The following is a 25,868-nucleotide window of genomic DNA, read 5'->3' on the forward strand; positions in this document are numbered from 1 at the left end:
GTCACGGCCTCCGCCGGCTGATCAGCCGTAGGACTCCTCCATCGCACCGGCGGCGATCGCGGTGACGATCTTGAAGGTGGTCATCGCCTCGGTCATCGTCGCTGCGCTGTAGCCGACCCGTCGGTGATCGACCTGTTCGACCGTCGGGATGATCGCCGTCGCGTCGGCGAGCTGGACGGCGTCGAACTCGACCTCGATCCGGTGCCGGCCGGTGATCGGTGCGACCTTGCCGATCTTGGTGGCGGCCGATCGGGCCGCCGATCGCTGCAGCTCCTGGGTTCGCGCCGGTGGCAGGCAGATCGCCGAGTATCTGCTGATGTAGGTCTTCAACGCCGCGACCTCGGCATCGGGCGCGTAGTCGGCGGCATCCTGGCAGGTCTTGTCGTCGCCGGTCACCAAGATCACCGGTACGCCGTATTCGGCGGCGAGCGCGGCGTTCAATCGACCCTCGCTGGCGATCACTCCGTCCAACCAGACCGAGGTGATCGAGTTGGCCAGGTAGGTGTGGGCCAGGATGCCCCGCTGACCGGCGGCGGCGTGATAGCCGGCGAACACCACGCCGTCGGCCTGATCGATGCCCTCCATCATTCCGAGCCGCTTGTGCTTGCCGGTGAGCATCCGGACCCGTTCGTCCAACTCCTCCAGCACCAGGTTGCGCATGGTGGCGTGGGCTTCGTTGATCAACACCTCGGCGCCGACGTCGAGCAGCCCGAGTGAGATCGCGTTCACGTCGGCGGTGAACAGGTGGCGGAAGCGGTGCCATTCCTCGCTACGTGGCCGGACGTCGCGCGGGTAGGTGACGCCGGTCGCCCCTTCCATGTCGGCCGAGATGAGCACCTGCATCGCTGTTCATGACCTCGTTTCGCTCGCGTCGAACTGACAATACGGGCACCCGACGAGCAGTGGAAGGATTTACGATCAACACAGCTGTCAGGTAACTCAGCAACATCCTGCCCAGCACGGCAAGATCATCGATACCGACCCGCCCAATCCGTAACGGAAGCTTTACCGCGGCCGGGAGCTCGGTCGACCTGCGTCGATCTGTTCGCGCCGACCGTCGCAGCGCGAGCCGGCGCGCTGCTGCCGGTCGTCCGCCGACGGCATAGGTTGAACCGATCATGGCTCTTCCAGCCGCCGAAGCAGGCACCTGGCAACTGGGTGACCGGGTCGTTCATCGGATGGGTTTCGGGTCGATGCGGCTCACCGTCGATCCGGATCCGAGCACCGCTCATCGGGTTCTGCGACGCGCCGTCGACCTGACGATCGCCACCAAGGTCGGACCGGGCATCACCGCCGGCGGCTTCGAGCACGCCGACACCCGTGATCAACTTCGGCGGCAGGTGGAGGAGAATCTGCGGCGACTCGGTGTCGAGCGGCTCGACCTGGTCAATCTGAGGATCGTCCGCAAGCCGGGTCACGACTCCATCGGTGATCGGTTCGGCTGGCTCACCGAAATGCAGGCCGATGGCCGGTCGGCACCACGCCAGCGCCGCACAGATCCGTCTGGCCTGGACCCTGCAGTATCGACCCAACATCCTGGCGATCCCCGGGACCGGCGATCCAGCGCACCTCGAGGAGAATGTCGCCGCGGCCGGTATCCGGCTGACCGCCGACGATCTGGACCTGATCGGTTGATCAGGGGTCGGCTGCCCGGTCGGCGATCAGGCAGATCTGGACGCGGAGCCGCCGTGACATCATCTCGGCATGCCCGATGACGATCTCCCTCAGGATGCTGCGTTGCCCGCCGATTCCCGTGACGTGCCGCCGGATCACCCGGTCGCGGTCGTCACCGGTGCCGGCTCCGGGCTCGGGCGGGCGACGACGACGGCGCTGGTTGCGGCCGGCTTCCGGGTGGCGCTGCTCGGACGGCACCGGCAGACGCTGGAGGAGTCCGCGGGATTGGCCGGCGGATCGACGATTGTGCTCCCGACCGATATCTCCCGCCCCGAGGAGGTCGAGTCGGCGTTCGCAGCGGTCGTCGCCGAGTGGGGCCGGATCGATCTGCTCTACAACAATGCCGGCCGGTTCGGACCTACCGGTGATGTGGACGAGGTCGAGGTCGACGACTGGCTGGCGTCGGTGGCCACCAACCTGACCGGGACGTTCCTGTGCTCGCGGGCGGCGTTCGCCCAGATGAAGCGCCAGCGTCCACAGGGCGGTCGGATCATCAACAACGGCTCGATCTCCGCGCACTCCCCGCGACCCGGCAGCGCGGCCTACACCGCGACCAAACATGCGATCTCCGGGCTGACCAAGACGCTGTCCCTGGACGGTCGGCCGTACGACATCGCCTGCGGCCAGATCGACATCGGCAATGCGGCGACGGCGATCACCGCCGGCATCGGGACCTCGACACGCCAGGCGGACGGGTCGATGCGTGCCGAGCCGACCTTCGACGCCCGACATGCCGCCGATGCCGTTGTCCGGATGGCACTGCTCCCGCTGGACGTCAACGTCCAGGAATTGACGATCATGGCCACCGCCATGCCGTACGTGGGCCGCGGCTGACTGGCGCAGCTAACTCTGGAGCTCGGCGATCAGTCCGTAGAGCTCGTGGGTCGCCCGGGCGGCCTCCCGGCTCTGGTGTCGCAGCTGGCTCTGCCGGGTGGCCAATGCGCGACGGGCCTGGGCAGGGTCGTCGGTCTTCAGGCCGGCGAGCAGCTCGGCGATAGCGGCGAAGCTGTAGTCGGCGCTGCGCAGCACCTGCACCAGTTCGAGCTGACCCAGGTCGGTCGGACGGTAGTGCCGACGTCCGTTGGCGGCGCGCGGCGGATCGATCACCCCGACCGACTCCCAGTGCCGCAAGGTCGCCGGCGTCACGCCGAGCCGGGCCGCTGCGGCACCGATGCTCAGCGGTCGGATCGTGTCCCCGGTCGACCGCTGCTCCAGCTGGGCGTCATCGATGGCGTCGATCGCCCGGCCGAGGCGTTCGGCCTCCCGATGCAGGTCGGCGTGGCGCCGATTGGTCACGGCCAGTGCGCCGTCGATGTCGCCGGCATTGACCGCCCGCATCACCACTCGCGCGTCGGACCATCCGTAGCCGGTCCGCAGGGTGCGGGCGACGAGCAGCCGGCGCAGCTGGCTCGGGGTGTAGCGGCGGTGTCCGGTGGCCGTCCGAACCGCCGGCGGGATGAATCCTTCGGCTTCGTACATCCGGACCGAGGAGGGGCTGATGTCGGCGCCGCGGGCCAGATCGATCGGTCGCAGGGTTGCAGTTGGATCTTCAGGAGCCACTGCAAGATTCTCGGCCATGATCAGGCGGTGGTGATGGCCGGGTTACTCGTGATCTTGCAGGCTTGCATCACTTTCGTAGCGTAGCGACCATGACAGCGATCCGCGACCGGGTGATCAGCGTCGACCGGTTGACGAAGAGCTTCAGGACGCCGGTCAGAGCCGCCGGACTGCGAGCAGCGGCGACGTCTCTGGTTCGCCGCCGACACCGTACGGTCCGGGCTGTCAGCGAGCTGTCCTTCGGTGTCGACGCCGGATCGGTTGTCGGATTCATCGGACCGAACGGCGCCGGCAAGACCACCACCATGAAAATGCTGACCGGCATCCTGCACCCGACGGCCGGCGTGGCCCAGGTGCTCGGCCATCAGCCGCATCGCCGGGAGCCGGAGTTCCTGTCGAAGATCGCGCTGCTCCGCGGCAGCCAGCCGATCAGTGGACCGAGCGAGCTGACCGTCGCCGACCACGTCCGCTACCGCTGCCTGCTCTACCGGGTGCCGCGGTCGGTCATCGACGACCGGATCGCCGAACTGGAACGGGTTCTGGGCCTCAGCGCGTTGATGGGCCGACAGGTCCGCGGGCTGTCTCTCGGTCAACGGATGCGGGTCGCGCTCGGGCTGGCCCTGGTCCATCGACCGGCGGTGATCTTCCTGGACGAGCCGACCATCGGTCTGGACGCGTCGGCCGCGCTGACGTTTCGCCGCTACATCGCCGAATACGCGGCGACGACGGGCGCGACGGTGATGCTGACCAGCCACTACCTGACCGAGGTCGAGGCGCTGTGTCAGCGGATTCTGCTGATCGACGACGGCACGATCCGCTACGACGGCACCCTGACCGACCTGGCAGCGAACCTGTCCCCGTGGAAGGAGCTGCGGCTCACCCTGTCGCCGGGCACCGATCGGGAGGTCCTGCGTCGGCACGGCGAGATCGTCGACCGTCCGGAGCCCGATCAGATCTCGTTGCGGGTGCCGCGGGCCTCGGTCGCCCGGACCACGGCGGCGGTCCTCGCCGAAGCCGAACCGCTGGATCTGTCCGTTGTCGATCCGCCGCTGGAGACTGTGCTCGACGCCTATTACCGGAGCCGACCGTGCGGATCCTGATCTTGCTCGGCCTGTCGGCCTGGCGCAGTTGTCTCGACCAATGGACCTGGCGATCGTTCCTGCTGACCTTGATCATCAACCAGGCGGTCGCGCCGATCATCGGCTTCGCGGTCTGGCGGGCCGTCACCCCGGGCGACCCGGAGATCGCGAACTACTTCCTGGCGCTGTTGATCATCCAGCTGGCCACGGTCAGCTACGAGGACCACACCGTAGCCTCGGCGATCTTCAGCGGCGACCTCGCCGGTGATCTGCTCCAACCGCAGCCGATCCTGATCCCCTTTCTGGGTACGAATCTCGCGCTGCGGTTCTGGCATCTGGTGATCGGTGTCCCGCTGGTGATCGTGCTCGGCCTGCTCACCGGGACGGCGCCCCGGCCGGCCACCCTACTGGCCGCGCTGCCGGCACTGCTGCTGGCCGGCATGCTGCGCTTCCTGTTCACCACCACCGTCGCGTTGACGGCGTTCTGGACCGACCAGGCACGCAATGTCGTCGGATTCGCCAACACGATCATCGCCCTGGCCGGCGGCATCGCGGCGCCGGTGTTCCTGCTGCCGTCCGGCCTGGCCGACGTGGCCCGGCTGCTCCCGTTCTGGGCCATGCTCGGTCTGCCGGCCGAGATCGCGGCCGGCGTGCTGCCGCGATCGGAGCTGATCGCGGGCCATCTGGTGCTGCTGGGATGGCTGCTGGTCGCCGGTGTGCTGGCCCGGCTGACCTGGCGGTCCGGCTTGCGTCGCTTCTCCGCCGTCGGCGCCTAGCAGCTCGCCGACACACCACGGAGGGAGTTGATCATGCATCTGTTGCGGCTCTACGGCGCTCTGGTCTCGATGTCGTTGCGGCGGCAGTTGAGCTTCCGGACCGATCTGGCGTTCGAGGTGATCGCAACTGTTGCGACGGTGGCGAGCTCGGCAGCGGCGGTGCTGGTGCTCTTCACCCGGGTCGACACCATCGGCGGCTTCAGCCCTGCCGCCGCGATCCTGCTGCTCGGGACGTTCCACATCGTCACCGGACTGCGCCGGGCCCTGGTCGAGCCCAACCTGCGGTTCATCGCCGGCGACGTCGGCGACGGCAGCTTCGACGAGCAACTGCTGCAGCCGGCGCCGATCCTGTTCCTGGTCAGCCTCGGCGGGGTCGCACCACTGGCGCTCAGTCAGACCCTGATCGGGATCGTGGCCGCGGTGCTCGGCGTCTCCCGGTTGGACCGCGCCCCGTCGGTGCCGCTGATCGGTTGCTGGCTGCTGATGATCATCTCGGCCGCGGTGATCATGTGGGCGACCCGCTGCCTGATCGCCGCGACGGTGTTCTTCTCCCTCGGGCTGACCCTGGACGTCGCCTATGACGCCGTCTGGCAGACGGCGCCGTACCCGACGACGATCTTCGCTCGGCCGGTCCGCTTCGTGCTGACCTATCTGTTGCCGGTCGCCTTCCTGGCGACCGTTCCCGCCGCCGTCCTGGCCGGCACGCTGTCGCCGTGGTGGACGCTGACCGGACCGGCAGTGGCGGTGATCAGTTCCGCCGCTGCCGTCTCGATCTGGCGGGTCGGGCTGTCCCGCTACACGAGTGCGACAAGCTGAGCCCGAGACTCAGGGAAGCACTAGAGTCCGTTGGCTACGGCGGCACCGGCGGCCAGCCAGGCCCGCTGGGTCTCCGCCTTGAGCAGCGCGAACTGCAACTGACCGTCGACCATGCCGGGATCGAACGGAATCGGCACCGTCGCCCGGGTCAGCGCCTGGTAGCCGGACCGGACTCGGCGTACGTCGTTGGCGGCGGCGTTGGAGTCGGCCTGCGTGATCACCGCGACCGACTGCTGGGCCAATCGGGCCGATCGTTCGTCCCTGGATGCCAGCGCCTCCAGCAGCAGCGCGCCGGCCTCGGCATGATCATTACGGGTCGTGGTAGCGACCACCAACTGGTCGGCATGATCGATCATCCGCAACCACATCGGATCAGACTCATCGTTGCCGCTGTCGATGAAGATCAGCCGATAGTACTTGCCGAGCACGGAGTGGATGGCATCCACGTCCCGCGGCTCGATCCGCTGTTCATGGGCCAACACCATCGGCTGTGATCGCAGCACGTCGAAGCGATCCCGGGTCTGGTGGTGCACGAAGTGCGCCAGATCGGCTGCCTGGGCACCGGTGCTGAGCAGTCGCGGGACCTCCGGCAGCAGGTCGAGCAGGGTTGCCTCGTGCCCACCCTGTTCGGTCCGCCAACCGAGCGTGCCGCGGGTCTGGTTGTTGTCCCAGGCCGCCACCCCTGCGCCACCGAACAGCGCGAACACCGCCGACAGCAGGATCGTGGTCGGGGTGTTGTGGGTCGGAACGCAGGATCGGGTGAGGAACAGATGATCATCGGCGGCAACGGCGATGCAGACTGCCTCTCCCCGGCCCGCCGGTTCGATGCTGGCGATGCCTCGGTAGGCGGTGCGTTGACCGTTGCGGGTCTGCGAGCGCTTTCGTTTCAGCCGAAACAGCTCCAGTCCGACCGGTGCCTTGATCCGCACCGTCCAGGACGGTTTGCCCGATCGCCGTTCGCCGCCGTAGGTGTACGCGCTCGTCCCGCGCAAGGACATGGTCACCACGCAGCCGAGGGTCTCGGCGATGAACTTGACGTCGTTCGCGAGACGTTCGCTGGTCGAGGTGAACGACGCGGCAACTCCGCGCTCACTGCTCCCGTCGGTGTCCAGCAGCCCTTGCAGCACAGCGGTCCGGGTCGGGATGTCGCCGAGTTTGTAGACCCGCGGGATGAACTTGTGCTCACTGGTCAGCCCGTACAAACCGAGATCGACCAACGCCTTGCGCAGCGGGTTCGGCCCCGATTGCGCTGAGCGGACCAGGCGGTAGTCACAGCGATCCTTGTAGCGGATCCGCACGCCGGCCGGCAGCGTCTGCTCCACCGCTTCGACGAGTTCGGGGTCGATGGTCGAGAACGACAGTGCCGGACTGCTGATGCTGCCATCGCCGAGCAACAGACCGATCAGGTACGGATCGAGCGGCACCGGGCTGCCGGCGAATTGAACCGGCTCGGCCGTCGGAACGAAGAACTTGTGGCGTCGACCGCGCGGACCACGATCGGTGTGCAGCCCGGCATCGCGAAGCTGGTCCGTCGTCATGATCCGCGCACCGGACTCCGCGCGGACAACCGTCGTCGCCGTCCGCGCCGGACCGACCGCCGAAAGAACGGCCGCCGGCTTGCGGCGCTGCTGGCGATAGTGCGGGTGGCACAATCCGCTGGCGATCGCCTCTCGATCGCAGACCTCGACCGCACAATCCTGGTGTCGGCCGCGGTCATTGACTCCCTCGACTTCCCACAGATGGTCGCCATCGGCCAGCACCGAGGTGCCGTCGGTGAACGTGACCGTGAAGAGCTCGCGCTCACCCTGAGGGAAGACGCCGAGGACGGCATGGGGTCGACCGTCCCGTCCGTAGACCTGATCACCGACGGCCAGAGACCCGATCGGCCGATACCCACTGGGTGTGAGAACCGGCTCGGTGACGGCCAACGCCTTTCCCGCCCCGCCCTTACCGTTGACGATGGCGATCGTCCGCGGTCCCGGCCAATGCTGGCTGACCGCCATCATGTCGTTGCGCTCGGAGCGTTCCAGCTCGCTCGGAGCGACCTTGAAGCCGGCCCGGGACAGGAAGCCGCGGAACCCTCGTGACGCCGGTTCCTCACTCGACTCCTGGACCAGGAACGACTGACGCTGCTGCGGACCGTCCGGGATGCCGTTCTCGGTCGGCGGCTGCTGGCCGGCCGCGAACCCCTCGGCCCCGGCCTGCGCAGGCACGGTGGCTCCGTTCTCGATCGGCGCGGGCCGCCCCGCACCGACCGGTGCTGCCTGTTGCTGGGTGAGCGTCCGCTCCGACGTCGACGCCGGTGAATCAGTGGCTGCCCCGTCGCGCCGGGCCGCAGCTGCCGGCAACTGTTCGGAGTGCTGTTGGGCGACCTGCGGCTGATCGGACTGCGGTTGGCCGAACGGTCGTCGGCCGAACTGCGGCTGATTGGGCTGGGCTGCCCCGAACTGGGCCTGATCGTGCTGGGCCTGATCTTTGTTGTTCTCGGCCGATGCCGGACCGCCGGCTGGCTCGCCGCGATCAGCGCTGGTCTGCCAGACCGGCCGCGGAGCCGCGTTCGACCCGTCGGCTCCGGCGACCTCGGTTTCGGTCACTGCCGACTCGACTGCACCAGGCTCGGCGGCACCCGGCTTGGTGGCCTCGGACGAGACAGCACCGGACGCAACAGAGCTCGCTTGTGCCCCCTCGATTCCCCCAGCAGCCGCCGAGGCTTCCTTCGGCTGCGGATCCGACCGGGTCCCGACCTCGGGTGCCGACGGGGCCGACTTCTCGGACGGGGCCGACTCGTGGAAGCGCAGCTTCGGCAGGTCTTCTTTTTTCGTCTTGCGCCGGTTCCAACGCTCCGACGGCTCCCAGACCGACTTCCAGTCCAGCCGACGCGACTCGGTCACCTCGACGGCGGAGTCCGGCTTCGGCTGATCTCCGGCCAACAACTCGCCGACCAAGGAATCGTCCTCGCTGTCCTGATCCCACCCGGGCTCGGCCGGTGGCTCGGTCTCGGATTCGTCGGCGACCGGCGCCGGCGGTTCGGTTTCGGATTCCTCGGCAGCCGGCGCCGGCGGGCGCAGCGCCGTCCGCGGCGACTGCGGGACCGGCGATCCGTTGTACGCCTCGCGGTTCGGCAAGGTCGGCACTCCCGGCTCGACGGTCTCCGCGGCGTCATCGACGACCGGACTGTCGTCGGCGGCCACGTGTCCGTTCGGGTGCACGACCAGTGGCCAGTGTCCGTCCGGGCCGTTCGTGCTGACCCGGACGGGTCGACCGAGTCGCTCGGCGGTCTCGGTCACCTTGCCGATGATCGCGACCCGTGCCCGATCCAGGTCCGGTTCCGCGACCGGAAAGGTTGCGCCGCCGACGATGACTTCGCCGGTACCGTCCTCCCGAGCCACTGCCTCGATGCGAGGCCAGCTGGGCACCGTTTCATTACTCATTGCCTGTTTCTCCCCTTGTTCCCGCCCAGCGCCGACGTAGCACCCCCGCCTCAGGAATGATCCGACGCTGGACATCAGACGCAGGAACAAGGACCCCAGGTTCCAACGTGCCGGGGCGCGTGCTGGAACGAGTCATTGGATCGTATAGCCGACAACGGTCCATCCGGCATCCTGCGACTGACGCCGGAGGGTGACGATGTAGGTCGAACCGGTGTCGGGGAACGCGATCCAGTCGCCGGCGCCGTGGTCGACCGGGGTGACGGACACGGCCCGGACGGCGGACCGATCCGTGGTCGGCGGGGGACCGAGACCGCCCAGCCGGGTGCGTACCGAGGTCCAGCCGCGGTGCTCGGCCAACTGGTTCCAGCGCGCCCCGGGGCCGGACCGCGGCTCGGCCGCCAGCAACCGGGACCGCAGCACCGGATCCGCGAACGCGACGGCACGGCGGACGGCATCATTGGGGCGACGGTCGAGTGCGGTGTCCCACGCCTCGAGGCGGACGACGAACGCTGTCGCCACCTGATCGGCATCGCGTCGGTCAACCCGACGCTGGCTCGCGGTCAACCCGCGGGCCGCGTCCGGCTCGGTCGACCGGGGATCGGCAACAGCAGGCCCCGATCCCGAGCTGCCGCGCGAGGGGTGACCGCCGGGGAACGGCCGCGCCCCCTCGGCCGACGCGGCCGACGCGGCCGGCGACGGCGCTGCGATCGGCGACGGACGCTCCCCCGATCGGTCGTCGGCCGACTGCCCTCGCGCACAGCCGGCGGCCAACGTCAGCAGGACGAGGATCACCAGCAGACGGCTCGCCGTCATCATCCGGCCACCACACGCATGATCATCGGGCTGCGGGACCGGTAGTAGTCGTCGTTGTAGACCTGGTACCGCACGTTCAGACCGGTGCGGGGCGCCTCGATCATCTTCTGGGCGTCGAAGACCATGCCGACATGGTCGAACGGCCCGCCGGCTCCGTTCATCTTGAAGTAGATCAGATCGCCCGCTCGTCGTTGTCGGTAAGGGATCTGTCGCAGCCGCGCCGACTCGACCTGGGTGAAGGTGGTCCGGGTGATCTGCACCCCGACCGACTGCCAGGCGTGTTGCATCAGCGATGAGCAGTCCCAGGTGTCGGGGCCGGCCGATCCGAAGATGTACGGCTTGCCGAGCTCGGCCTGAGCGGCGGCAATCGCCTTGCCTGCCAGCGAATCCGGTACCGCATCAGCTGCTGCGCCCGCGTCCGCGGCGGCTCCCGGATCCAGCGGGTCACCGGTGGCGGGCGTGGACAGGGTCGCCATCGTGGCAGTCACCGACCGGACGTAGTCGGTGGTCTCGGGGATCGCCGGCACCCCTGCGGCGGCCAGCACCGCGCCCGGACCTGCGTTGTAGCCGGCCAGGATCAGGTCGGTGAGCTCACCATGCACCGATCCGTCCGCCAGCCACTGTTTCATCTGTCCGCCGATCGCACACAGGTAGTCGGCTTCGCTGCCGATCGCATCGAGCGGATTGCCGGCATCGGCCCTGCCGTCGGCGTCGTAGTCCTTGCCCCAGGCCGACCAGGTCGCGGGCATGAACTGCGCGATCCCACGGGCTCCGGTGCTGGCGTTGACAGCGTCGGAGCGGAACTCCGATTCGTGTTTCAGCTGCGCCGCGATCAGGGGCGCCGAGACCTCCGGACAACGTGTCCCGGCCAAGCTGATGGCCGATCGGAACTGATCGGGAACGCTTCCAGGTAAGAGATCTGCCTCGTCGTCGCCGCCATACATCACCGCCGGGACACCGGCCGCGAGCACCAGCACGAACATCAGCAGCATGATCAACAACGGCAGCACCGCGGTGCCGATCCAGATCATGATGCGCAGACGCAGCACGACTGTTCCTCCCTCATGATCGTCAACGCTCAGCCTGAATTCACCGATCTGCGGCGTCGCGCAGTTGCCGCCGGTGGATTCAGGCTAGGCCCGGTCCTGAAGGCAATCCGGGCAGTTATCCACAGATATCGGCCGATCACCCCATGGGCGGCCGGAACCGGTGGCGAATCGTGCTGTTGTTGTCCCTGTCGCACGTTGCCGTACGTGCTGCGAGCGAGTAGGGAGGTCATCGACGTGTCGGACAAGATCAACCCGTGGTTGTTGCGGCGAGCGCCGTCGTCGCCGTCGCCGGACCGACAGGATTCTGATCGTGAGCCGCTGCGGACCGGTCCTGACCGACCGCAACGCGGTGGCCGGGTCCCCGATCCGGCGTTCCGGATCGGCGTCCATGAACAGCACGGACCGCCGGCTTCGCTGTGGGTGCTGGGCGTTCACGGCGGTGCAGGCGAATCCACGATCGCCGCCTTGCGGCCCGGCTGGTCCGCCGCCGGGCACGGCTTCCCGGCGACGATACCGTCGATCAACAGGAGCGGCGGACCGGACCGGCTGGTGCTGACCTGTCGCTCCCACGTGCCGGGTCTGTCGGCGGCGCAGGCTGCGCTGATCCAGTGGGCGGGCGGCGCGATCGGCTGGTTGGAGCTGCTCGGACTGGTGATCATCGCCGACGCCCCCGGAACGTTGCCCAAACCCGCCCGCGACCTGGCGACGGTCGTCGCAGGGGGCGCGCCGAGGTGTTGGCGATTGCCGTGGTCGGAGGCCTGGCGGATGGGTGAGAACCCTCCGCCCGCAGAGCTGCCGCGCCCGGTTCGTCGGCTGCTCAGCGACCTCGACGCGCTGGTCGGCTCGTCCGACGCGCCCGCTCCACCCAGCATTGCCGGCATCCCACCCGCGCCCGAACCCGAATTTCCCGATTCTGTAAGCCTGGAAGGAATCCACCATGCACGTTCTCGAAACGATCATCCCGCTGACCCAACACATCGCGGCGTTCGTCCCGTTGCAGATCCCCGGTGATCCGGCGGTCAAGCAGCCGCCCGGAACCGAAGGCATCACCGCTGTGATGGGTTGGGCCAAATGGATCGCGCTGGCGGTCTGCATCCTCGGCCTGGTGATCGCCGGCGCCCTGATGGCCATCCAGTCCCGACGCGGTGAGGGCGGCGAGCACGTCGGGAAGATCGGAATGGCCCTAGGAGGAGTTGTGGTGATCTCCGCGGCCGGATCACTGGTCGGCTTCCTGGTCAGCGCCTGACCGCGACCCTGCATTGTTGATCATGAACCCGCATTGTTGATCATGGACAGGAGGCAAGCCGCCGATGAGTGATCTCACCGCCAAGGCATCGCGATCGTACGGCAATTGGCGCCGGCCGAGCTCCGCCGGCCTGCTCGGCCTCGGCTCGATCGGCACAGCGGTGCTGCTCGGCGGTCTGATCATGGTCGTGGTGACCGTGATGACGGCCGGCATCGTCGCCGCCGGCATCGTCGCGGCCGCCCTGGTCGGGACGCTGGGACTGGTGGTGTTCAAGGACGCGCACGGCCTGAGTCTGTTGGCCCGCGCCGGTGCCCGGGTCGGCTGGTGGTCGACGCGCACCCGTGGTCAGCACCTCTACCGATCCGGTCCGCTCGGTGCCGCGCCGTGGGGCAGCCACCAGCTCCCCGGTCTGGCCGCACCGACCCGACTCAGTGAACATCAGGACTCCTACGGCCGCCCGTTCGCGTTGCTGTACACGCCGGCCACCGGGAGCTTCTCGGTGGTGATCGGCACCGAGCCGGACGGTGCCGCGCTGGTCGACCAGGAACAGGTCGACGACTGGGTGGCCGACTGGGGTCATTGGCTGGCCAACCTGGGCGACGAACTCGGCATCCAGGGGGCCGCCGTGACCATCGAGACCGCGCCGGATTCGGGCACCCGGCTGCAACGAGAGGTCGCGGCCAACACCGACCCGGACGCTCCCGAATTCGCCCGGGCGATGCTCGCCGAGACCGTGCTCCGCTATCCGGTCGGCTCCTCCACGGTCAAGGCGTTCGTCAGCATCACCTACTCCGCCGTGCCGCGAGCGGGCGCGAAGAGGCGGTCGACCGACGAGATGGCGCGCGAGCTCGCTTCCCGGCTCCCGGGGCTGACCGCAGGGCTCCAGGCCACCGGTGCGGGTGCGGCCCATCCGTTGTCGGCCCGCGAGCTCTGCGAGACGGTGCGGGTCGCCTACGACCCGTCCGCGGCGCTGCTGATCGACCAGGCTCACGCCAACGGTGACGATCCGGAGCTGTCCTGGACCGACATCGGCCCGTCCGCGGCGGAGGCCGGCTGGGACGGCTACCGTCACGACGGCGCCTACTCCTGCACCTGGGCGATGACCCAGGCGCCGCGGGGCAACGTCCAATCCTCGGTGTTGGGCCGACTACTGGCACCGCACCGCGACATCGCCCGCAAGCGCGTCACCTTGTTGTACCGACCGATCGATGCCGCCCGAGCAGCGGCGATGGTGGAGGCCGATCTGCGAGCAGCAGAGTTCCGGCAGACATCGACCAACAAGCCGGCGGCCCGCGACGTGCTCGCGGTGCGCGCCGCGGCAGCGACGGCCGGTGAGGAGGCCGGCGGTGCGGGCTTGATCAACTTCGGCATGTTGATCACGGCGACGGTCACCGGTGCCGACCAGCGGGCCGACGCGCTGGCAGCCATCGACAATCTGTCGGCCACCGCCCGGCTCCGGGTGCGTCCGGTCTACGGGAGCCAGGACAGCGCCTTCGCTGCCGCATTGCCACTCGGTCTGGTGTTGGCCAAACACCTGCGGCTGCCCGCCGAACTGAGGGAGAAGCTGTGATCATCAGCAGCCGCCGTCGCAACGCCAAGGACGGTCGGGGCGACGGCCCGGAACGGGACATCGAGAGCGGTGATCAACGGTCCGGATCCACACCGCGCAAGGGCGTTCGTCCGCTTCGACCGACGACCCGCGGCTGGCTCGGCCGAGGCCGAGGCGGGTCGAGCTACCTGCAGGCACCCGCCGAATGGCGGGGCACGACGGTCCAGGTCTGCGGGATGTGGCCGTACGCGGTCGGCACCGGCACCCCGATGGTCGGCGTACCGCTCGGCCGGCACGTGCACACCGGTGCCACCCTGTGCTGCGATCCGATCTCCTGGTTCCAGCGGGCGAAGTTGATCAGCAACCCGAGCGTCTTCGTACTCGGCAAGCCGGGTCTGGGCAAGTCGACGATCGTCCGTCGGATGGCGACCGGTCTGGCCGGGTACGGCGTCATGCCGCTGGTCCTCGGCGACCTCAAACCCGACTACGTGGATCTGATCCGGGCGCTGGGCGGTCAGGTGATCTCGCTCGGTCGTGGCCGCGGACACCTCAACGTCCTCGACCCCGGCGAGGCCGGGCAGGCCGCCGACCGGTTGCACGCGGCCGGCCACGGGCGGGAAGCCGCGCAGGTGCTGGCCGATGCCCACGGCCGGCGGCAGACGATGGTTTCGGCGTTGTTGACGATCATGCGGTCGGCGCCGCCGAGCGATCGTGAGGAGACGATCATCGACCGGGCGCTGAAAGTGCTGGACTCCAGACATGACGGCGTACCGGTGCTGGGTGACCTGTTGCGGGTCATCCGGGAAGGTCCCGACGAGGTCCGCGCGGTGGCGTTGGACCGTGGGGACGACAACCGATATCAGCAGATCACCGAGGAGTTGGAGGCGTCGCTGATCGGCCTGGTCGGTGGCGGCCGACTGGGTGAGACCTTTGCGGCGCCGACCACCAATCCGATGCGCCGGGACGCCCCGGTGGTCTACGACGTGTCGGCGATCGACGACTCGGAGATGGATCTGCAGGCGGCCACGCTGTTGGCCTGCTGGTCGGCGGGCTTCGGCACGGTCAACGTGGCCAACGCGCTCGCCGATGCCGGCCTGGAGCCACGTCGGCACTACTTCGTGATCACCGACGAGTTGTGGCGGGCACTCCGCGCCGGACGCGGGATGGTCGACCGGGTCGACGGCCTGACCCGGCTGAATCGGCAACGCGGCGTCGGGATGGCGATGATCAGCCACACCATGAGCGACCTGCTGGCGTTGTCCTCGGAGGAGGATCGGATGAAGGCGCGAGGCTTCGTTGAACGTTCCGGGATGGTCATCTGCGGCGGCCTGCCGTCGGCCGAGATGCCGCAGCTGACCGCAGCCGTCCCGTTCTCCTCCGCCGAGCAGGACCTTCTGATCGGCTGGCAGGATCCGCCCGCCTGGGATCCGGCCAGTGGTCGCGAGGTCGACCCGCCGGGGCGCGGCAAGTTCCTGGTCAAGGTCGGCGGGCGGCCCGGCATCCCGGTCTCGGTCGAGCTGACCGACATCGAACGCTCGATCAACGACACCAACCGGCTCTGGCACGAACAGAGCAGGGTCGGTGCCCGCCGGGCCGTGGGGGAGCCCGACGGCACCGACACCGGGGCCGCAGCAGGAGGTGCGTCATGAGTCGGCCGAGCAACCGGCGGCGCGACCCCGGTGGCCTGTCCGGTGAGATGATCTTGGCGTTCGTCGGTCTCGGGCTACTCACCGCGATCGTCGGGATCTGCTACCTGGGCGTACGGGTCGGCAATCGGATCGACGGCGTCGACCCGGCCATCCCGGATGATCCGTTCGGTGTGTTCTTCGGGTTGATCCGCGGCGACGTCGGCTGGCCGGCGTCGGGCGACCTGGTGTTGATCGCGGCCGGGTTGTTGTTGATCATAATCGCGGCCGCCGGGTTCCTGCTCCGGCGGAGGCTGCACAAGCCACGGTCCCGGGTCGACCGGTCGGCCGGCTATCTCGGCCGTGGCGCCGACATCGCCGGCCTGAGCCGGCGCAGCGCCGAACGGAAGTCCGATCGGCTCGGGGTCGACGGGTCCCCGGGAGTGCCGATCGGGCGGACCGTCACCGGTGATCATGAGCTGGTCGGGTCCTGGGAGGACATGCACATCGACGTGTGGGGACCCCGGACCGGTAAAACGACCAGCCGGGCCATCCCGGCGATTCTGGATGCGCCGGGCGCGGTCCTGGTCACCTCGAACAAGCGTGACGTGGTGGACGCGACTCGCGACGTCCGTGCCGCCGACGGTCCGGTGTGGGTGTTCGATCCGCAGCAGATCGCCGAGCAGGAACCGGACTGGTGGTGGGATCCGCTGAGCTACGTCACCGACGAGGTGCAGGCGGCTCGACTGGCCGGCCATTTCGCTGCTGGGTCACGAGAACCCGGCGCCAAGACCGACGCCTTCTTCGATCCCGCCGGGCAGGATCTGCTGGCCGGACTGCTGTTGGCAGCGGCCTGTGAACGCAAGCCGATCACGCAGGTGTACAGCTGGGTCACCCGGCCGACCGACGAGACCCCGGTCGACATCCTTCGTGATCATGATTTCCCGCTGACCGCCGATCAGGTGTCCGGTGTGGTGACCGCTCCGGAACGCCAGCGCGGCGGGATCTACGGCACCGCCCAGCAGATGGCCGCTTGCCTGACCAACCGCAAGGTCGCCCGCTGGATCACCGCCGGCCCTGGCGATCAGCGGCGGGCGTTCGATCCCGGCGTCTTCGTCCGCTCCGGCGGAACGCTGTATTCGCTGTCCAAGGAGGGCAAGGGCACGGCCGGGCCGTTGGTGACCGCGCTGACCGTCGCGGTGGTCGAGGCCGCCGAGCAGTTGGCTACCCGATCACCGAACGGACGGCTACCGGTGCCACTGCTCGGCGTGCTGGACGAGGCGGCCAACGTGTGCCGCTGGAGCGATCTGCCCGACCTCTACAGCCACTACGGTTCCCGGGGCATCGTGCTGATGACGATCCTGCAGTCCTGGTCCCAGGGTGTCGACGTCTGGGGCGAGTCCGGGATGAAGAAGCTCTGGAGCGCGGCCAACATCAAGGTGTACGGCGGCGGCGTCGCCGAGGCGCAGTTCCTGGAGGACCTGTCCAAGATCGTCGGCGACTACGACCGGCTGTCCTCCTCGGCATCGGTGACCAAGGGGCAACGGACCGTCTCCCAGCAGCTGCAGCGGGAACGGATTCTGGACATCGCCGATCTTGCCTCGATGCCGCAGGGCCGGGCCCTGGTGATCGCCTCGGGATCGCGGCCGACACTGGTCCGGACCGTGCCGTGGATGTCCGGCCCGTACGCGAGCAGGATCCGAGACTCGATCGCCGCTCACGGCCCACGCCGTACGACGCCGTCCGATCCTGAACCTGCCGAGGTCGAGCGCACCGACCTGCCGTCAGGAACACCGCAGCAAGATCAACAACCGCAAGGAGCTTGATCATCATGACCGAATCGCTGTCCCAGCTGCTGCCCGAACCGGGACCGGAGCTGATCATCGACGACAACCTCGCTGTCGACGAAGAGCCCGAGGAGGAGATCGAGCTCCAGTTCGGCAGCGTGGACGAGTTCGTCCGGGACTACCTGCGACACATGTACAAACGCCGGATCGACGGCCGCAACCGGGTCTGGTCCGCCCGCTGGTGGGAGGTCGGCGAGGCGATCGTCCGGCTGGAGGCGTTGTGGCGCTCCTGGGAGTACCTGCGTCAGGACCCGTCCACCGGGATGAGTGTCTGGTGGCGCGACCATGCCGACTACCACCTGGCGATCCTGCTCTCCCCCGACGGCCCGTTCGCCGAGACCGCCGACGAACCGGAGAACACCAACCGCCGCGGAGATCCGCTGCCCTACCTGCCGCCCCCGGAGGGTCTGTTCGCCGACGTTCGGGACGCGGAGTGACGAAGACCTCGCGCCCGACGGATCGATCTTTCTGCGGGCTTGACTTCGAGCGCTCGAAGTTGTGCAGCATGGTCCCGTGACTGTTGTCGTGGGTTCCCGATCGTCGCTGACGATCCGCCAGATGGCCGACCGCTCGGGCTTCAGCGAGCACACGCTGCGCTACTACGAGGAGATCGGACTGATCGGGCCGGTCGATCGCGACCCGTCCAGTGGGCACCGGCGATACTCGCCGGCACTCGCCGAACGGGTGGAGGCGCTCGGTTGTCTGCGGGCTACCGGGATGAGCATCGAGCAGCTGCGTTCCTACCTCACGGGACTGGCGGCCGGCAGGAAGGCTGCTCCGGCGATGACGGCTCCGTTCGCCGGGCACGCCGAGCATCTGGAGTCCGAGATCGCGGCGCTCACGCTGCGGCTGGACTATGCCCGGGCCAAGGCTGACCTGTGGAGATCGCGGATGGACGACGACGCGGTCGGCGAACAGGAGGCCGTCCGGGTCGCCGAGGAGCTGGCACATCGACTGAAGGGATCCGTGACGCCATGACGGAGCGGATCAAAACCCCGTTCGGCTTCTCCAGTACGACCGACGAGGTGCTCGCCGGCGTGCACCTGAACGGGAAACGCGCCATTGTGACCGGCGGCTACGCCGGCCTCGGCTACGAGACGGCCCGGGCGCTCGCGGGCGCCGGGGCCTCGGTGACCATCGCCGGCCGCAAGCCGTCGGCCGTCGACTCGGCGGTCACCAAGATCATCGCGGCCACCGGCAATCCGACCGTCGACGGCCTGGTCCTCGATCTCGCCGACCTCGATTCGGTCGCGACAGCCACCGCCGAGTGGGCGGGCCCCTTGGACATCTTGATCAACAATGCCGGCGTGATGGCGATCCCGAAGCTCACCCCCAGCAGGCAGGGCCATGAGCTGCAGTTCGCGGTGAACTTCCTCGGCCACTTCGCCCTGACGGTCGGCCTGCGGGACGCTCTCGCCGCGGCGCCGGACGCGCGGATCGTCAATCTGAGCTCGAATGCGCACCTCTACTCGCCGCCGGTCTTCGGCGATCTCGATTACAACTTCCGTGGTTATCATCCTCTGGCGGCCTACGCCGAGGCCAAGGCCGCAATGGTGTTGTTCGCCGTCGAAGCCGATCGGCGATGGGCCGCGGACGGGATCCGCGCCAACGCCTGCAACCCCGGCGCCATTGCCACCGGACTGCAGCAGCACACCGGCGGCCTGCAGACACCGGTCGAGCGCCGCAAGACCGTCGAGCAGGGTGCCGCGACCTCGGTCCTGCTGGCGGCTTCGCCGCTGCTCAACGACATCGGCGGCCGATACTTCGAGGACGTCGCCGAGGCCGAGGTCCGTCATCGGGCGCCAGGCGGGTTCGGTACCGGTGTCGCCGCTTTCGCCCTTGATCATCGGTACTCCGAACTGCTCTTCGAGCTCGCACTCGAGTTGATCAACTAGGAGTGCGCTACCGCGTACGTCCTCGACCGGTACGCGGCTGCTCGCGACGGTTCCGGTGGTCGGCGGCGTGCTGCGGCACGGATCGTTGCGCCCGCCGGCCGGACGAGACCGAGGTGCCGCGACCGGCCGCCGCATTTTTCCTGATCGCACTGGCCGGGGCGGCGTGACTGCGTTCGGCGCGGATCCGGGTCTCCGCCAATTGGCCACCGATGCCGTTGCCGGCCAGCCGCTCGGCCAACCGACGGGCCTGCGGGTCGGCCGATCCCTCCGGATGCGCGGCGCGGGCGGGCGGCCGTTCGGACCGGTCCAGGTCGGACGACTCCGTACCGGATCGGCCGCCAACCCGATCGGCCCGCCGGCTTTCACGCCTCGCCCGCTGCTCGGCTCGGAGGCGCTCGTCGCTCGGCTGCTGTTGCCGCTGGTCGTTTCGGGCCGGTTGCCGGGTGTTCTGTTCGGCGCGTTCGCGTTGGGCTGCGCGCGCAGCAGATCGGTCGGCGAGCGTGCGCAGGATCCGTTCGGTCTCTCGTTGCAGCTCGTCGATCGGGCCGGGATCGGGTGGATCGTTGGGATCGGGCATCGGCTCTCACTCCTCAGGCGGAAGCCGGGCCCGCTCTCTCCGAAGTCGAACCCGAGCTCAGTTCGAGCTGGCGTGCGAGAACCATCCGGTAGGCGTCCTCGTCCAGCAGCCCGTCCCGGACAGCTTTGCGCATCTCGCTGTTGGGGTCGGCCGGGTTATCCACAGCTCGAACCGTCGGATCCGGCACCCAGCGAGCGAGCTCGTCGATCAGTTGGTCGCGATCCAGCTCCCCGGCAACGTAGCGCTGGGCGATCTCGTACGGACCGGCACCGGAGAATCCGGGTCGCAGATCGGCGACCTTGGCCGCCGACTTCAACGCCGAGCTGATCGATGGCTGGGTCAGCCCGAGGGCTCGCGCCAGATCGGTCTGGGTCATCCCGTCAGCAAGCCGCCGTAATCCGCGCAAGTAGTCCAGCCGGTCCAGGATGTGCCGGTGCCGCAACTGCCGGACGCCGGACAGAACGGGATCGGGATAGGTCTCGGCCACACTGCATCGCCCCCTCTGCTGTTGGCCCCTCTGTTGTCGGCCGGGACGATCGGCTCGTGGCCGCATCTCGCGCTCCCAACGAGAGGGTCCGGACGGCGTCAACATAGCCAGTGGAGGGATCACCTTCGGACCTCTCGGGCGACAAATCTGCCGACGACCCGGCTCAGCCGTGTTGTTCGCTGATCCGCACCCGGGCACCGATCGGCACCCCATCCAGTGCACCGGCGGGCACCTCGAGCAGTGCATCGACAGGTTGCGGGGAGATCCAGGTCGGACAATCCGATGCCTCGGCTCGCCCGCACGGTTTCAGCGTCCGGATCGCGACCACCGCGTCGTCGGAAATCCAGGCTGCGTCCAACGGCACCAGGGTGTCGGCCATCCACACCTTCTGCACCCGGCGCCCGGAGAAGTCGAACAGCATCCCGCTGCCGGCCGGCACCGTGGATCGTTCCGACAAGCCCTGTTGCTGTTGGCGGCCGGTCCGCGCGACCTCGACCCGGAAGGACCGGCCGTCGACCGACACCTCTGCCTTGTCCAGGACGCCGATGCCACAGCCCGCCGTCGACAGCAGCACAACGACGGCGGTCGGCACGGCGAACACGGTTCCCATCCGGGGATGACGCGGCCGCGGGCCGGCACTGGAAGTCGTCATCGTCACAACGCCCGCACGGTTCGCAGATAGCGGGTGTTGACGCGGGACTGCACGGCTCTGCTGATCGGGCCGCCGAGCCGCGCCAGCGGACTGGACAGCCGGGAGAAGGCGGTCAGCGAGAACCGTACGGAGTCGCCGTCCAGTCGCTCGACCAGGAATCGTTCCTCACCCCGCTCGGGATGACCGGGCAACGTCCCGTACGCAAACCCGACCGCGTCCGGCTCGTCGATCAGATAGACCACCCGGCAGCGGGTCCGGACCGGGAACGGGCCGAGCGCCAGAGTCGCGATCAGCACCACCTCGGGTTCGGCGCGCAGCGCCGACACCCGCATCTGCAGGCCGGCTGCGCTGTGCATCCGCCAGCCCAGCAGCGCCTCGGCGACCCGTACGAACCGGTCCTCGCCGGTTGGGTCAGGACCGAGGATCACCTCTCGACGCAGCTGCCGGTAGCCGGTCGGCAACGGGCCCGATCGGGTTGCCCCGACCTCCGGGTAGCTGAACGGCGCTCGGCTGAGTTCGGTCGCAGTCACCGGCGGCAGCAGCACCGGTGTCGTCATCACGATCCTCTCCGATCGGCAGCGCAACGGTCGTCGACCAGTCTGCCGCACAGAAAGCAAAAACCCTTGGCAGCGTCATGCGACCAAGGGATGCGGTGGTGGGCCTAACTGGACTTGAACCAGTGACCTTTGCCTTATCAGGGCAACGCTCTAACCGACTGAGCTATAGGCCCGCAAACGGTGGCGGTGGTCGGCCTCGGACTCGGTCCGTGCACGCCTCACGCCGAAGCGCAACGCTAGCCCATCAGGCGGCATCGTTCCAAATCGAAAGCCGCCGCCCCGCGTGAACGGAACGGCGGCCGACGTCGATGCAAAAGATCAGTCCTCGGCGAGGGTGACCTCAAGGCCGCCGAGCATGGTGGCGGCCAGGTTGTACAGGAACGAGGCCAGGGTGGCCAGCGCGGTGAAGATCACCACGTCGATGCAGGCCAGGAAGGCCGTCACGCCCATCACCTTCTGGGTGTTGACGTAGTCCTCGATCCGGAACGGCGTGGTGTCGCCCGGGCTCTGCAGAACGCTGCCGACGATCGAGTCGACCGAGTCGAACAACCCCGACGATCCGATCACCAGCCAGACCGCGTAGACCGCGACGACCATCACGATGCCGGCCGCGATGGAGAACAGGAAGGCCGTCTTCATCACCGACCACGGATCCAGTCGGGACAGCCGCAGCCGCGCCTTACGGGTGCCGCGGGCCGTTCCGACCTTCGGCTTGTCGGCCTTGGCCGGGTCGGCGCTGTCGGCGCCCGCGGTTGCCGAGGCCGGCGGGCCGACGGGCTCACGGTTCATCGCGGTGGTCGGCTCGTTCGCCGGGTCGGCGGACGATCTCTGCGTCGTCGCGGTGTTCTTCGCGGCCGTCGCACCGGCGGCGGCAGTGGCGGTTGCCCCGGCGCCCGCAGCCGTCTTGCCGGTGGCAGGCTGCTGGCCGGCGGACTTCGCCGCATCGGACTTCGATTCGTCGGACTTCGCGGGGTCGGGCTTCGCGGGGTCGGACTTGCCTCCCGACCGCACCCGGCCCAGCACGCTGCTGGCCACGGCACTCAGCTTGCTGGTCGGCTCGCCGCCCGATTCGGTGCCGGCGGTCGCACCGGCGGCGTTCCCGTTGGCAGCGGGCTGCGTCGCGGTGTCCGGAGCGCCGCCGTTCCGGCTGCCGTTGGCCTGCGCGCTGCGAGCGTCGTCATCGACCGGTTGAGCCCGGGCTGCCGTCGACGTGCCGTCGGTCTGTGCCTCCGGCGCCGAGCCCGCACTGCGTGCCGGTCGAGCGGATGCGCTGCGCTTGGCGTTCCGTCCGGCGGCACTGGCCGCTGCGGCGGCGTAGATGTCGTCGCCGCCGGAGGGGCCGCTCTGAGTGCTCGCCGGGCTGGAGGCCCCTTCGGGTCCCCTGCTGCGTTCGCTCACCGTCATTCCTCCGGTTCATCCTCGTCGGCGTCTGTGCTCGAGTCAGTCTGGCTACTCGATTCTGCCTGGTCAGACCCCGCGGTCGTGGCGGACTCGCCCTCCACGATTCCAGATTCGTCCGCAGGATCCGAATCGACGCTCGTATCGGACGCGTCCGGGGCGGAGCCGTCCTGCTCCGACCCGGCCTCGACCGGCGCGCTGCCAGGAGTAGTCTCCTCGCCCGATTCAAGCTCCTCCAATTCCGGCGTCGTCTCCGGGTTCAACGCGATCACAGCCACCGAGTCGCCGCCACGGACACCGACGAACTTGATGCCCATCGTGTCCCGGCCCTTGACCGGCACTTCGGCGACAGCGCTGCGGGTGATCTGGCCGCTGGCCTTGATCGCGATCACCTCGTCGTTCTCCCGCAGCACCAGCCCGCCGACCAATTCGCCGCGCGCGTCGTTCAGCTTCATCGCCTTGATACCCAGGCCGCCACGGCCCTGCTGACGATACTGCGACACCGCGGTCCGCTTGCCGAAGCCCTCGTCGGTGACGGTGAAGACGTACCACTCGTCCTCGGCCAGATCACTGGAGATCCGGGTCAGGCTGAGCAACTCGTCGCCGTCGCGGAACTTCATACCGGTGACGCCGGAGGTCGCCCGGCCCATCGGCCGCAGCTGGGCATCGGTGGCCGGGAACCGGATCGCCTGGCCCTTCTTGCTGATCAGCAGCACGTCGTCCTCGGGGCTGCACAGCTCGGCGCCGATCAGCTCGTCGTCCTCGTCGCGGAAGTTGACCGCGATGATGCCGGCCTGCCGCGGCGAGTCGTACAACGACAGCTGGGACTTCTTCACCAGGCCCTTACGGGTGGCCAGCAGCAGGTACGGCGCATCCTCGTAGCTGCGCAGCGTGAGGACCTGGGCGATCTCCTCGTCGGGCAGGAAGGACAGCAGCCCGGCGACGTGACCGCCGCGGGCGTCCCGGTTGGCCTCCGGCAACTGCCAGACCTTGGCCCGGTACACCCGGCCCTTGTTGGTGAAGAACAGGATCCACTGGTGGTTGCTGGTGGCGAACAGATGCACCACTTCGTCGTCGGCCTTCAACGACGCGCCACGTACGCCCTTGCCACCGCGCTTCTGCACCCGGTAGGCGTCGGTGTTGGTGCGCTTGGCGTAGCCGCCGCGGGTGATGGTGACCACCACGTCGTTGTCGGGGATGAAATCCTCGGCGCTCATGTCGCCGTCATCGGCGATGATCTCGGTCCGCCGGTCGTCGCCGTACTTCTCCACGATCTCGGCCAGCTCGGTGCTGACGATCTGCCGCTGCCGCTCGGGCCGGGCCAGGATGTCCTGGTAGTCGGCGATCTCGGCCTCGATCTTGGCCAACTCGTCGATGATCTTCTGCCGTTCCAGAGCAGCCAGCCGGCGCAGCTGCATGTCCAGGATGGCGTTGGCCTGCAGCTCGTCGATCTCCAGCAGCTCGATCAGGCCGGTCCGCGCCTCGTCGGTGGTCGGGCTGCGGCGGATCAGCGCGATCACCTCGTCCAGCGCGTCCAGCGCCTTGACCAGGCCGCGGTAGATGTGCGCCCGGGCCTCGGCCTGGGCCAGCCGATACTCGGTCCGGCGCCGGATCACGTTCAGCTGGTGAGTGATCCAGTACGAGATGAACTGGTCCAGCCGCAACGTCCGCGGCACTTCGTCGACCAGCGCCAGCATGTTGCAGCCGAACGTGTCCTGCAGCTGGGTGTGCTTGTACAGGTTGTTCAGCACCACCCGCGGCTGGGCGTCCCGCTTCAGCACGATCACCAGCCGCTGGCCGGTCCGGGCCGAGGAGTCGTCCCGGATGTCGGCGATGCCGGCCAGTCGACCGGCGTTGACCAACTCGGCGACCTTCAGACTGAGGTTGTCCGGGTTGACCATGTACGGCAACTGGGTGACCACCAGCTGGGTACGGCCGGCCTTGTCCTCCTCGATGTCGACCACCGCGCGCATCGTCACCGAGCCGCGACCGGTGCGGTAGGCGTCGTCGATGCCCTTGCGGCCGACGATCAACGCACCGTTGGGGAAATCCGGACCGTGCACCCGCTGGATCGCCGCCTCCAGCAGATCCTCCTCGGTCGCCTCCGGATTCTCCAGCGCCCACTGCACGGCGTCGGCGACCTCACGCAGGTTGTGGGTCGGGATGTTGGTGGCCATCCCGACCGCGATGCCGGTCGATCCGTTCACCAGCAGGTTGGGGAACCGGGCCGGCAGCACGACCGGCTCCTGGGTCTTGCCGTCGTAGTTGGCCCGGAAGTCGACGGTGTCCTCGCCGATGTCGCGGACCATCTCCATCGCCAGCGGCGCCATCTTGCACTCGGTGTAGCGCATCGCCGCGGCCGGGTCGTTGCCCGGCGAACCGAAGTTGCCCTGACCGTCCACCAGCGGGTAGCGCTTCACCCAGCTCTGGGCCAGCCCGACCAGGCTGTCGTAGATCGCGGAGTCGCCGTGCGGGTGGTACTGGCCCATCACCTCGCCGACGACCCGGGCGCACTTGTTCCAGCCACGGTCCGGCCGGTAGCCGCCGTCGTACATCCCGTACAGGATCCGGCGGTGGACGGGCTTCAACCCGTCGGTGACGTCGGGCAGTGCACGGCCGACGATCACGCTCATCGCGTAGTCCAGGTAGGACTTCTGGATCTCGTCCTGCAGATCGACCGGTTCCAGCCGATCATGCCCCGGTGGCGGCGTAACTTCCGTCATATCTCAACTTTCCTTACCTACAAGCGATGTACGTGTCCGAACCGACCCAAGATGATCAGCCCAACTCGACCCTCAAGGCGACCACGCCCGGGGGTCCGGGGGTCGCCCCCCGCGAGC

At 68.6% G+C, this 25,868-nt stretch carries 24 protein-coding genes and 1 tRNA gene; 13 read left to right on the top strand and 12 right to left on the bottom strand.

Annotated features, from left to right (window positions below; translation table 11 throughout):
* Positions 1–21: 21 nt before the first annotated feature.
* Positions 22–843 (bottom strand): M55 family metallopeptidase, encoded by an 822-nt coding sequence (locus BLU38_RS13780; protein ID WP_091525660.1) that lies wholly within the window; start codon positions 841–843, stop codon positions 22–24.
* 621 nt (positions 844–1,464) lie between these two features.
* Here BLU38_RS13780 and BLU38_RS31715 point away from each other — a divergent pair.
* Positions 1,465–1,635, top strand: a complete 171-nt coding sequence (locus tag BLU38_RS31715; protein ID WP_231920333.1) for an aldo/keto reductase — start codon at positions 1,465–1,467, stop codon at positions 1,633–1,635.
* 69 nt (positions 1,636–1,704) lie between these two features.
* Positions 1,705–2,508 (top strand): SDR family oxidoreductase, encoded by an 804-nt coding sequence (locus tag BLU38_RS13790; protein WP_091525662.1) that lies wholly within the window; start codon positions 1,705–1,707, stop codon positions 2,506–2,508.
* A gap of 9 nt (positions 2,509–2,517) precedes the next feature.
* On the opposite strand, the gene BLU38_RS13795 is transcribed toward BLU38_RS13790, so the two are convergent.
* Entirely contained in the window at positions 2,518–3,234 is a 717-nt protein-coding gene (locus tag BLU38_RS13795) for a MerR family transcriptional regulator (protein ID WP_172836139.1), read from the bottom strand.
* 89 nt (positions 3,235–3,323) lie between these two features.
* On the opposite strand from BLU38_RS13795, the gene BLU38_RS13800 reads away from it, so the two are divergent.
* Genes BLU38_RS13800 through BLU38_RS13810 form a run of 3 tightly spaced genes read left to right on the top strand, consistent with a single transcriptional unit; the run spans position 3,324 to position 5,902 of the window.
* Positions 3,324–4,331: an ABC transporter ATP-binding protein gene (locus BLU38_RS13800; protein WP_091525666.1), complete on the top strand. Its 1,008-nt coding sequence runs from the start codon at positions 3,324–3,326 to the stop codon at positions 4,329–4,331.
* The gene (locus BLU38_RS13805; RefSeq protein WP_091525668.1) at positions 4,319–5,086 is read left to right on the top strand and encodes an ABC-2 family transporter protein; all 768 of its coding nucleotides are present in this window, start codon (positions 4,319–4,321) and stop codon (positions 5,084–5,086) included. The genes BLU38_RS13800 and BLU38_RS13805 overlap by 13 nt, the downstream gene beginning before the upstream one ends.
* A 33-nt stretch (positions 5,087–5,119) precedes the next feature.
* Complete coding sequence (locus BLU38_RS13810; RefSeq protein WP_091525670.1) at positions 5,120–5,902, top strand: ABC transporter permease; 783 nt, start codon at positions 5,120–5,122, stop codon at positions 5,900–5,902.
* A 20-nt stretch (positions 5,903–5,922) separates the two neighbouring features.
* On the opposite strand, the gene BLU38_RS31215 is transcribed toward BLU38_RS13810, so the two are convergent.
* From BLU38_RS31215 to BLU38_RS13830, 3 genes are all read right to left on the bottom strand, one after another.
* Positions 5,923–9,333 carry an LAGLIDADG family homing endonuclease gene (locus BLU38_RS31215; RefSeq protein WP_172836140.1) on the bottom strand — a complete coding sequence of 1,137 codons (3,411 nt, stop codon included), beginning with the start codon at positions 9,331–9,333 and terminating at the stop codon, positions 5,923–5,925.
* Between the two features lie 132 nt (positions 9,334–9,465).
* Positions 9,466–10,149 (bottom strand): hypothetical protein, encoded by a 684-nt coding sequence (locus tag BLU38_RS13825; RefSeq protein ID WP_091525672.1) that lies wholly within the window; start codon positions 10,147–10,149, stop codon positions 9,466–9,468.
* On the bottom strand, positions 10,146–11,195 hold the full coding sequence (locus BLU38_RS13830) for a C40 family peptidase (protein ID WP_091525674.1): 1,050 nt from the start codon (positions 11,193–11,195) through the stop codon (positions 10,146–10,148). The genes BLU38_RS13825 and BLU38_RS13830 overlap by 4 nt, the downstream gene beginning before the upstream one ends.
* A gap of 234 nt (positions 11,196–11,429) precedes the next feature.
* Between BLU38_RS13830 and BLU38_RS30900 the strand changes: the two genes are divergently transcribed.
* The 8 genes from BLU38_RS30900 to BLU38_RS13870 all read left to right on the top strand — a co-directional run bounded on the left by BLU38_RS30900 (position 11,430) and on the right by BLU38_RS13870 (position 19,357).
* Complete coding sequence (locus BLU38_RS30900) at positions 11,430–12,206, top strand: DUF6668 family protein (RefSeq protein WP_157683449.1); 777 nt, start codon at positions 11,430–11,432, stop codon at positions 12,204–12,206.
* Positions 12,133–12,441: a hypothetical protein gene (locus BLU38_RS13840; RefSeq protein ID WP_091525678.1), complete on the top strand. Its 309-nt coding sequence runs from the start codon at positions 12,133–12,135 to the stop codon at positions 12,439–12,441. The genes BLU38_RS30900 and BLU38_RS13840 overlap by 74 nt, the downstream gene beginning before the upstream one ends.
* 64 nt (positions 12,442–12,505) lie before the next feature.
* Positions 12,506–14,011: an SCO6880 family protein gene (locus BLU38_RS13845; protein ID WP_172836141.1), complete on the top strand. Its 1,506-nt coding sequence runs from the start codon at positions 12,506–12,508 to the stop codon at positions 14,009–14,011.
* Positions 14,008–15,639: a type IV secretory system conjugative DNA transfer family protein gene (locus BLU38_RS13850; RefSeq protein WP_231920334.1), complete on the top strand. Its 1,632-nt coding sequence runs from the start codon at positions 14,008–14,010 to the stop codon at positions 15,637–15,639. The genes BLU38_RS13845 and BLU38_RS13850 overlap by 4 nt, the downstream gene beginning before the upstream one ends.
* On the top strand, positions 15,636–17,441 hold the full coding sequence (locus BLU38_RS13855) for a type IV secretory system conjugative DNA transfer family protein (RefSeq protein ID WP_091525680.1): 1,806 nt from the start codon (positions 15,636–15,638) through the stop codon (positions 17,439–17,441). Before BLU38_RS13850 ends, BLU38_RS13855 begins: the two co-directional genes overlap by 4 nt.
* A 5-nt stretch (positions 17,442–17,446) precedes the next feature.
* Entirely contained in the window at positions 17,447–17,899 is a 453-nt protein-coding gene (locus tag BLU38_RS13860) for a DUF4913 domain-containing protein (RefSeq protein WP_091532420.1), read from the top strand.
* A 76-nt stretch (positions 17,900–17,975) separates the two neighbouring features.
* A complete protein-coding gene (locus BLU38_RS13865; RefSeq protein WP_197680112.1) occupies positions 17,976–18,440 on the top strand; it encodes a MerR family transcriptional regulator in 465 nt (154 codons plus the stop codon).
* On the top strand, positions 18,437–19,357 hold the full coding sequence (locus tag BLU38_RS13870) for an SDR family NAD(P)-dependent oxidoreductase (RefSeq protein WP_091525682.1): 921 nt from the start codon (positions 18,437–18,439) through the stop codon (positions 19,355–19,357). The genes BLU38_RS13865 and BLU38_RS13870 overlap by 4 nt, the downstream gene beginning before the upstream one ends.
* A 7-nt stretch (positions 19,358–19,364) precedes the next feature.
* On the opposite strand, the gene BLU38_RS13875 is transcribed toward BLU38_RS13870, so the two are convergent.
* The 7 genes from BLU38_RS13875 to gyrA form a co-directional block, all read right to left on the bottom strand.
* Positions 19,365–19,934, bottom strand: coding sequence for a hypothetical protein (locus tag BLU38_RS13875; RefSeq protein ID WP_091525684.1), 570 nt, complete (start codon positions 19,932–19,934; stop codon positions 19,365–19,367).
* 13 nt (positions 19,935–19,947) lie between these two features.
* Positions 19,948–20,421 carry a MarR family transcriptional regulator gene (locus tag BLU38_RS13880; RefSeq protein WP_197680113.1) on the bottom strand — a complete coding sequence of 158 codons (474 nt, stop codon included), beginning with the start codon at positions 20,419–20,421 and terminating at the stop codon, positions 19,948–19,950.
* A gap of 163 nt (positions 20,422–20,584) precedes the next feature.
* Complete coding sequence (locus BLU38_RS13885) at positions 20,585–21,031, bottom strand: DUF192 domain-containing protein (RefSeq protein ID WP_197680114.1); 447 nt, start codon at positions 21,029–21,031, stop codon at positions 20,585–20,587.
* Between the two features lie 44 nt (positions 21,032–21,075).
* Complete coding sequence (locus BLU38_RS13890; RefSeq protein WP_091525686.1) at positions 21,076–21,630, bottom strand: DUF1990 family protein; 555 nt, start codon at positions 21,628–21,630, stop codon at positions 21,076–21,078.
* Between the two features lie 96 nt (positions 21,631–21,726).
* A tRNA-Ile gene (locus BLU38_RS13895) sits at positions 21,727–21,803 on the bottom strand.
* A gap of 145 nt (positions 21,804–21,948) precedes the next feature.
* Positions 21,949–23,028, bottom strand: coding sequence for a DUF3566 domain-containing protein (locus tag BLU38_RS31720; RefSeq protein WP_157683450.1), 1,080 nt, complete (start codon positions 23,026–23,028; stop codon positions 21,949–21,951).
* 2 nt (positions 23,029–23,030) lie between these two features.
* The gene (gene gyrA, locus BLU38_RS13905) at positions 23,031–25,751 is read right to left on the bottom strand and encodes a DNA gyrase subunit A (protein WP_091525691.1); all 2,721 of its coding nucleotides are present in this window, start codon (positions 25,749–25,751) and stop codon (positions 23,031–23,033) included.
* Positions 25,752–25,868: the final 117 nt, after the last annotated feature.

This window comes from Microlunatus soli (genome assembly GCF_900105385.1).
Lineage (GTDB): Bacteria > Actinomycetota > Actinomycetes > Propionibacteriales > Propionibacteriaceae > Microlunatus > Microlunatus soli.

What these genes read in the sequence shown, in the direction of transcription:
- BLU38_RS13780 (WP_091525660.1), bottom strand. Translation starts at nt 843, where the DNA reads ATGCAGGTGCTCATCTCGGCCGACATGGAAGGGGCGACCGGCGTCACC.
- BLU38_RS31715 (WP_231920333.1), top strand. Translation starts at nt 1,465, where the DNA reads ATGGCCGGTCGGCACCACGCCAGCGCCGCACAGATCCGTCTGGCCTGG.
- BLU38_RS13790 (WP_091525662.1), top strand. Translation starts at nt 1,705, where the DNA reads ATGCCCGATGACGATCTCCCTCAGGATGCTGCGTTGCCCGCCGATTCC.
- BLU38_RS13800 (WP_091525666.1), top strand. Translation starts at nt 3,324, where the DNA reads ATGACAGCGATCCGCGACCGGGTGATCAGCGTCGACCGGTTGACGAAG.
- BLU38_RS13810 (WP_091525670.1), top strand. Translation starts at nt 5,120, where the DNA reads ATGCATCTGTTGCGGCTCTACGGCGCTCTGGTCTCGATGTCGTTGCGG.
- BLU38_RS31215 (WP_172836140.1), bottom strand. Translation starts at nt 9,333, where the DNA reads ATGAGTAATGAAACGGTGCCCAGCTGGCCTCGCATCGAGGCAGTGGCT.
- BLU38_RS13825 (WP_091525672.1), bottom strand. Translation starts at nt 10,149, where the DNA reads ATGATGACGGCGAGCCGTCTGCTGGTGATCCTCGTCCTGCTGACGTTG.
- BLU38_RS13840 (WP_091525678.1), top strand. Translation starts at nt 12,133, where the DNA reads ATGCACGTTCTCGAAACGATCATCCCGCTGACCCAACACATCGCGGCG.
- BLU38_RS13845 (WP_172836141.1), top strand. Translation starts at nt 12,506, where the DNA reads ATGAGTGATCTCACCGCCAAGGCATCGCGATCGTACGGCAATTGGCGC.
- BLU38_RS13855 (WP_091525680.1), top strand. Translation starts at nt 15,636, where the DNA reads ATGAGTCGGCCGAGCAACCGGCGGCGCGACCCCGGTGGCCTGTCCGGT.
- BLU38_RS13860 (WP_091532420.1), top strand. Translation starts at nt 17,447, where the DNA reads ATGACCGAATCGCTGTCCCAGCTGCTGCCCGAACCGGGACCGGAGCTG.
- BLU38_RS13870 (WP_091525682.1), top strand. Translation starts at nt 18,437, where the DNA reads ATGACGGAGCGGATCAAAACCCCGTTCGGCTTCTCCAGTACGACCGAC.
- BLU38_RS13875 (WP_091525684.1), bottom strand. Translation starts at nt 19,934, where the DNA reads ATGCCCGATCCCAACGATCCACCCGATCCCGGCCCGATCGACGAGCTG.
- BLU38_RS13885 (WP_197680114.1), bottom strand. Translation starts at nt 21,031, where the DNA reads ATGGGAACCGTGTTCGCCGTGCCGACCGCCGTCGTTGTGCTGCTGTCG.
- BLU38_RS13890 (WP_091525686.1), bottom strand. Translation starts at nt 21,630, where the DNA reads ATGACGACACCGGTGCTGCTGCCGCCGGTGACTGCGACCGAACTCAGC.
- gyrA (WP_091525691.1), bottom strand. Translation starts at nt 25,751, where the DNA reads ATGACGGAAGTTACGCCGCCACCGGGGCATGATCGGCTGGAACCGGTC.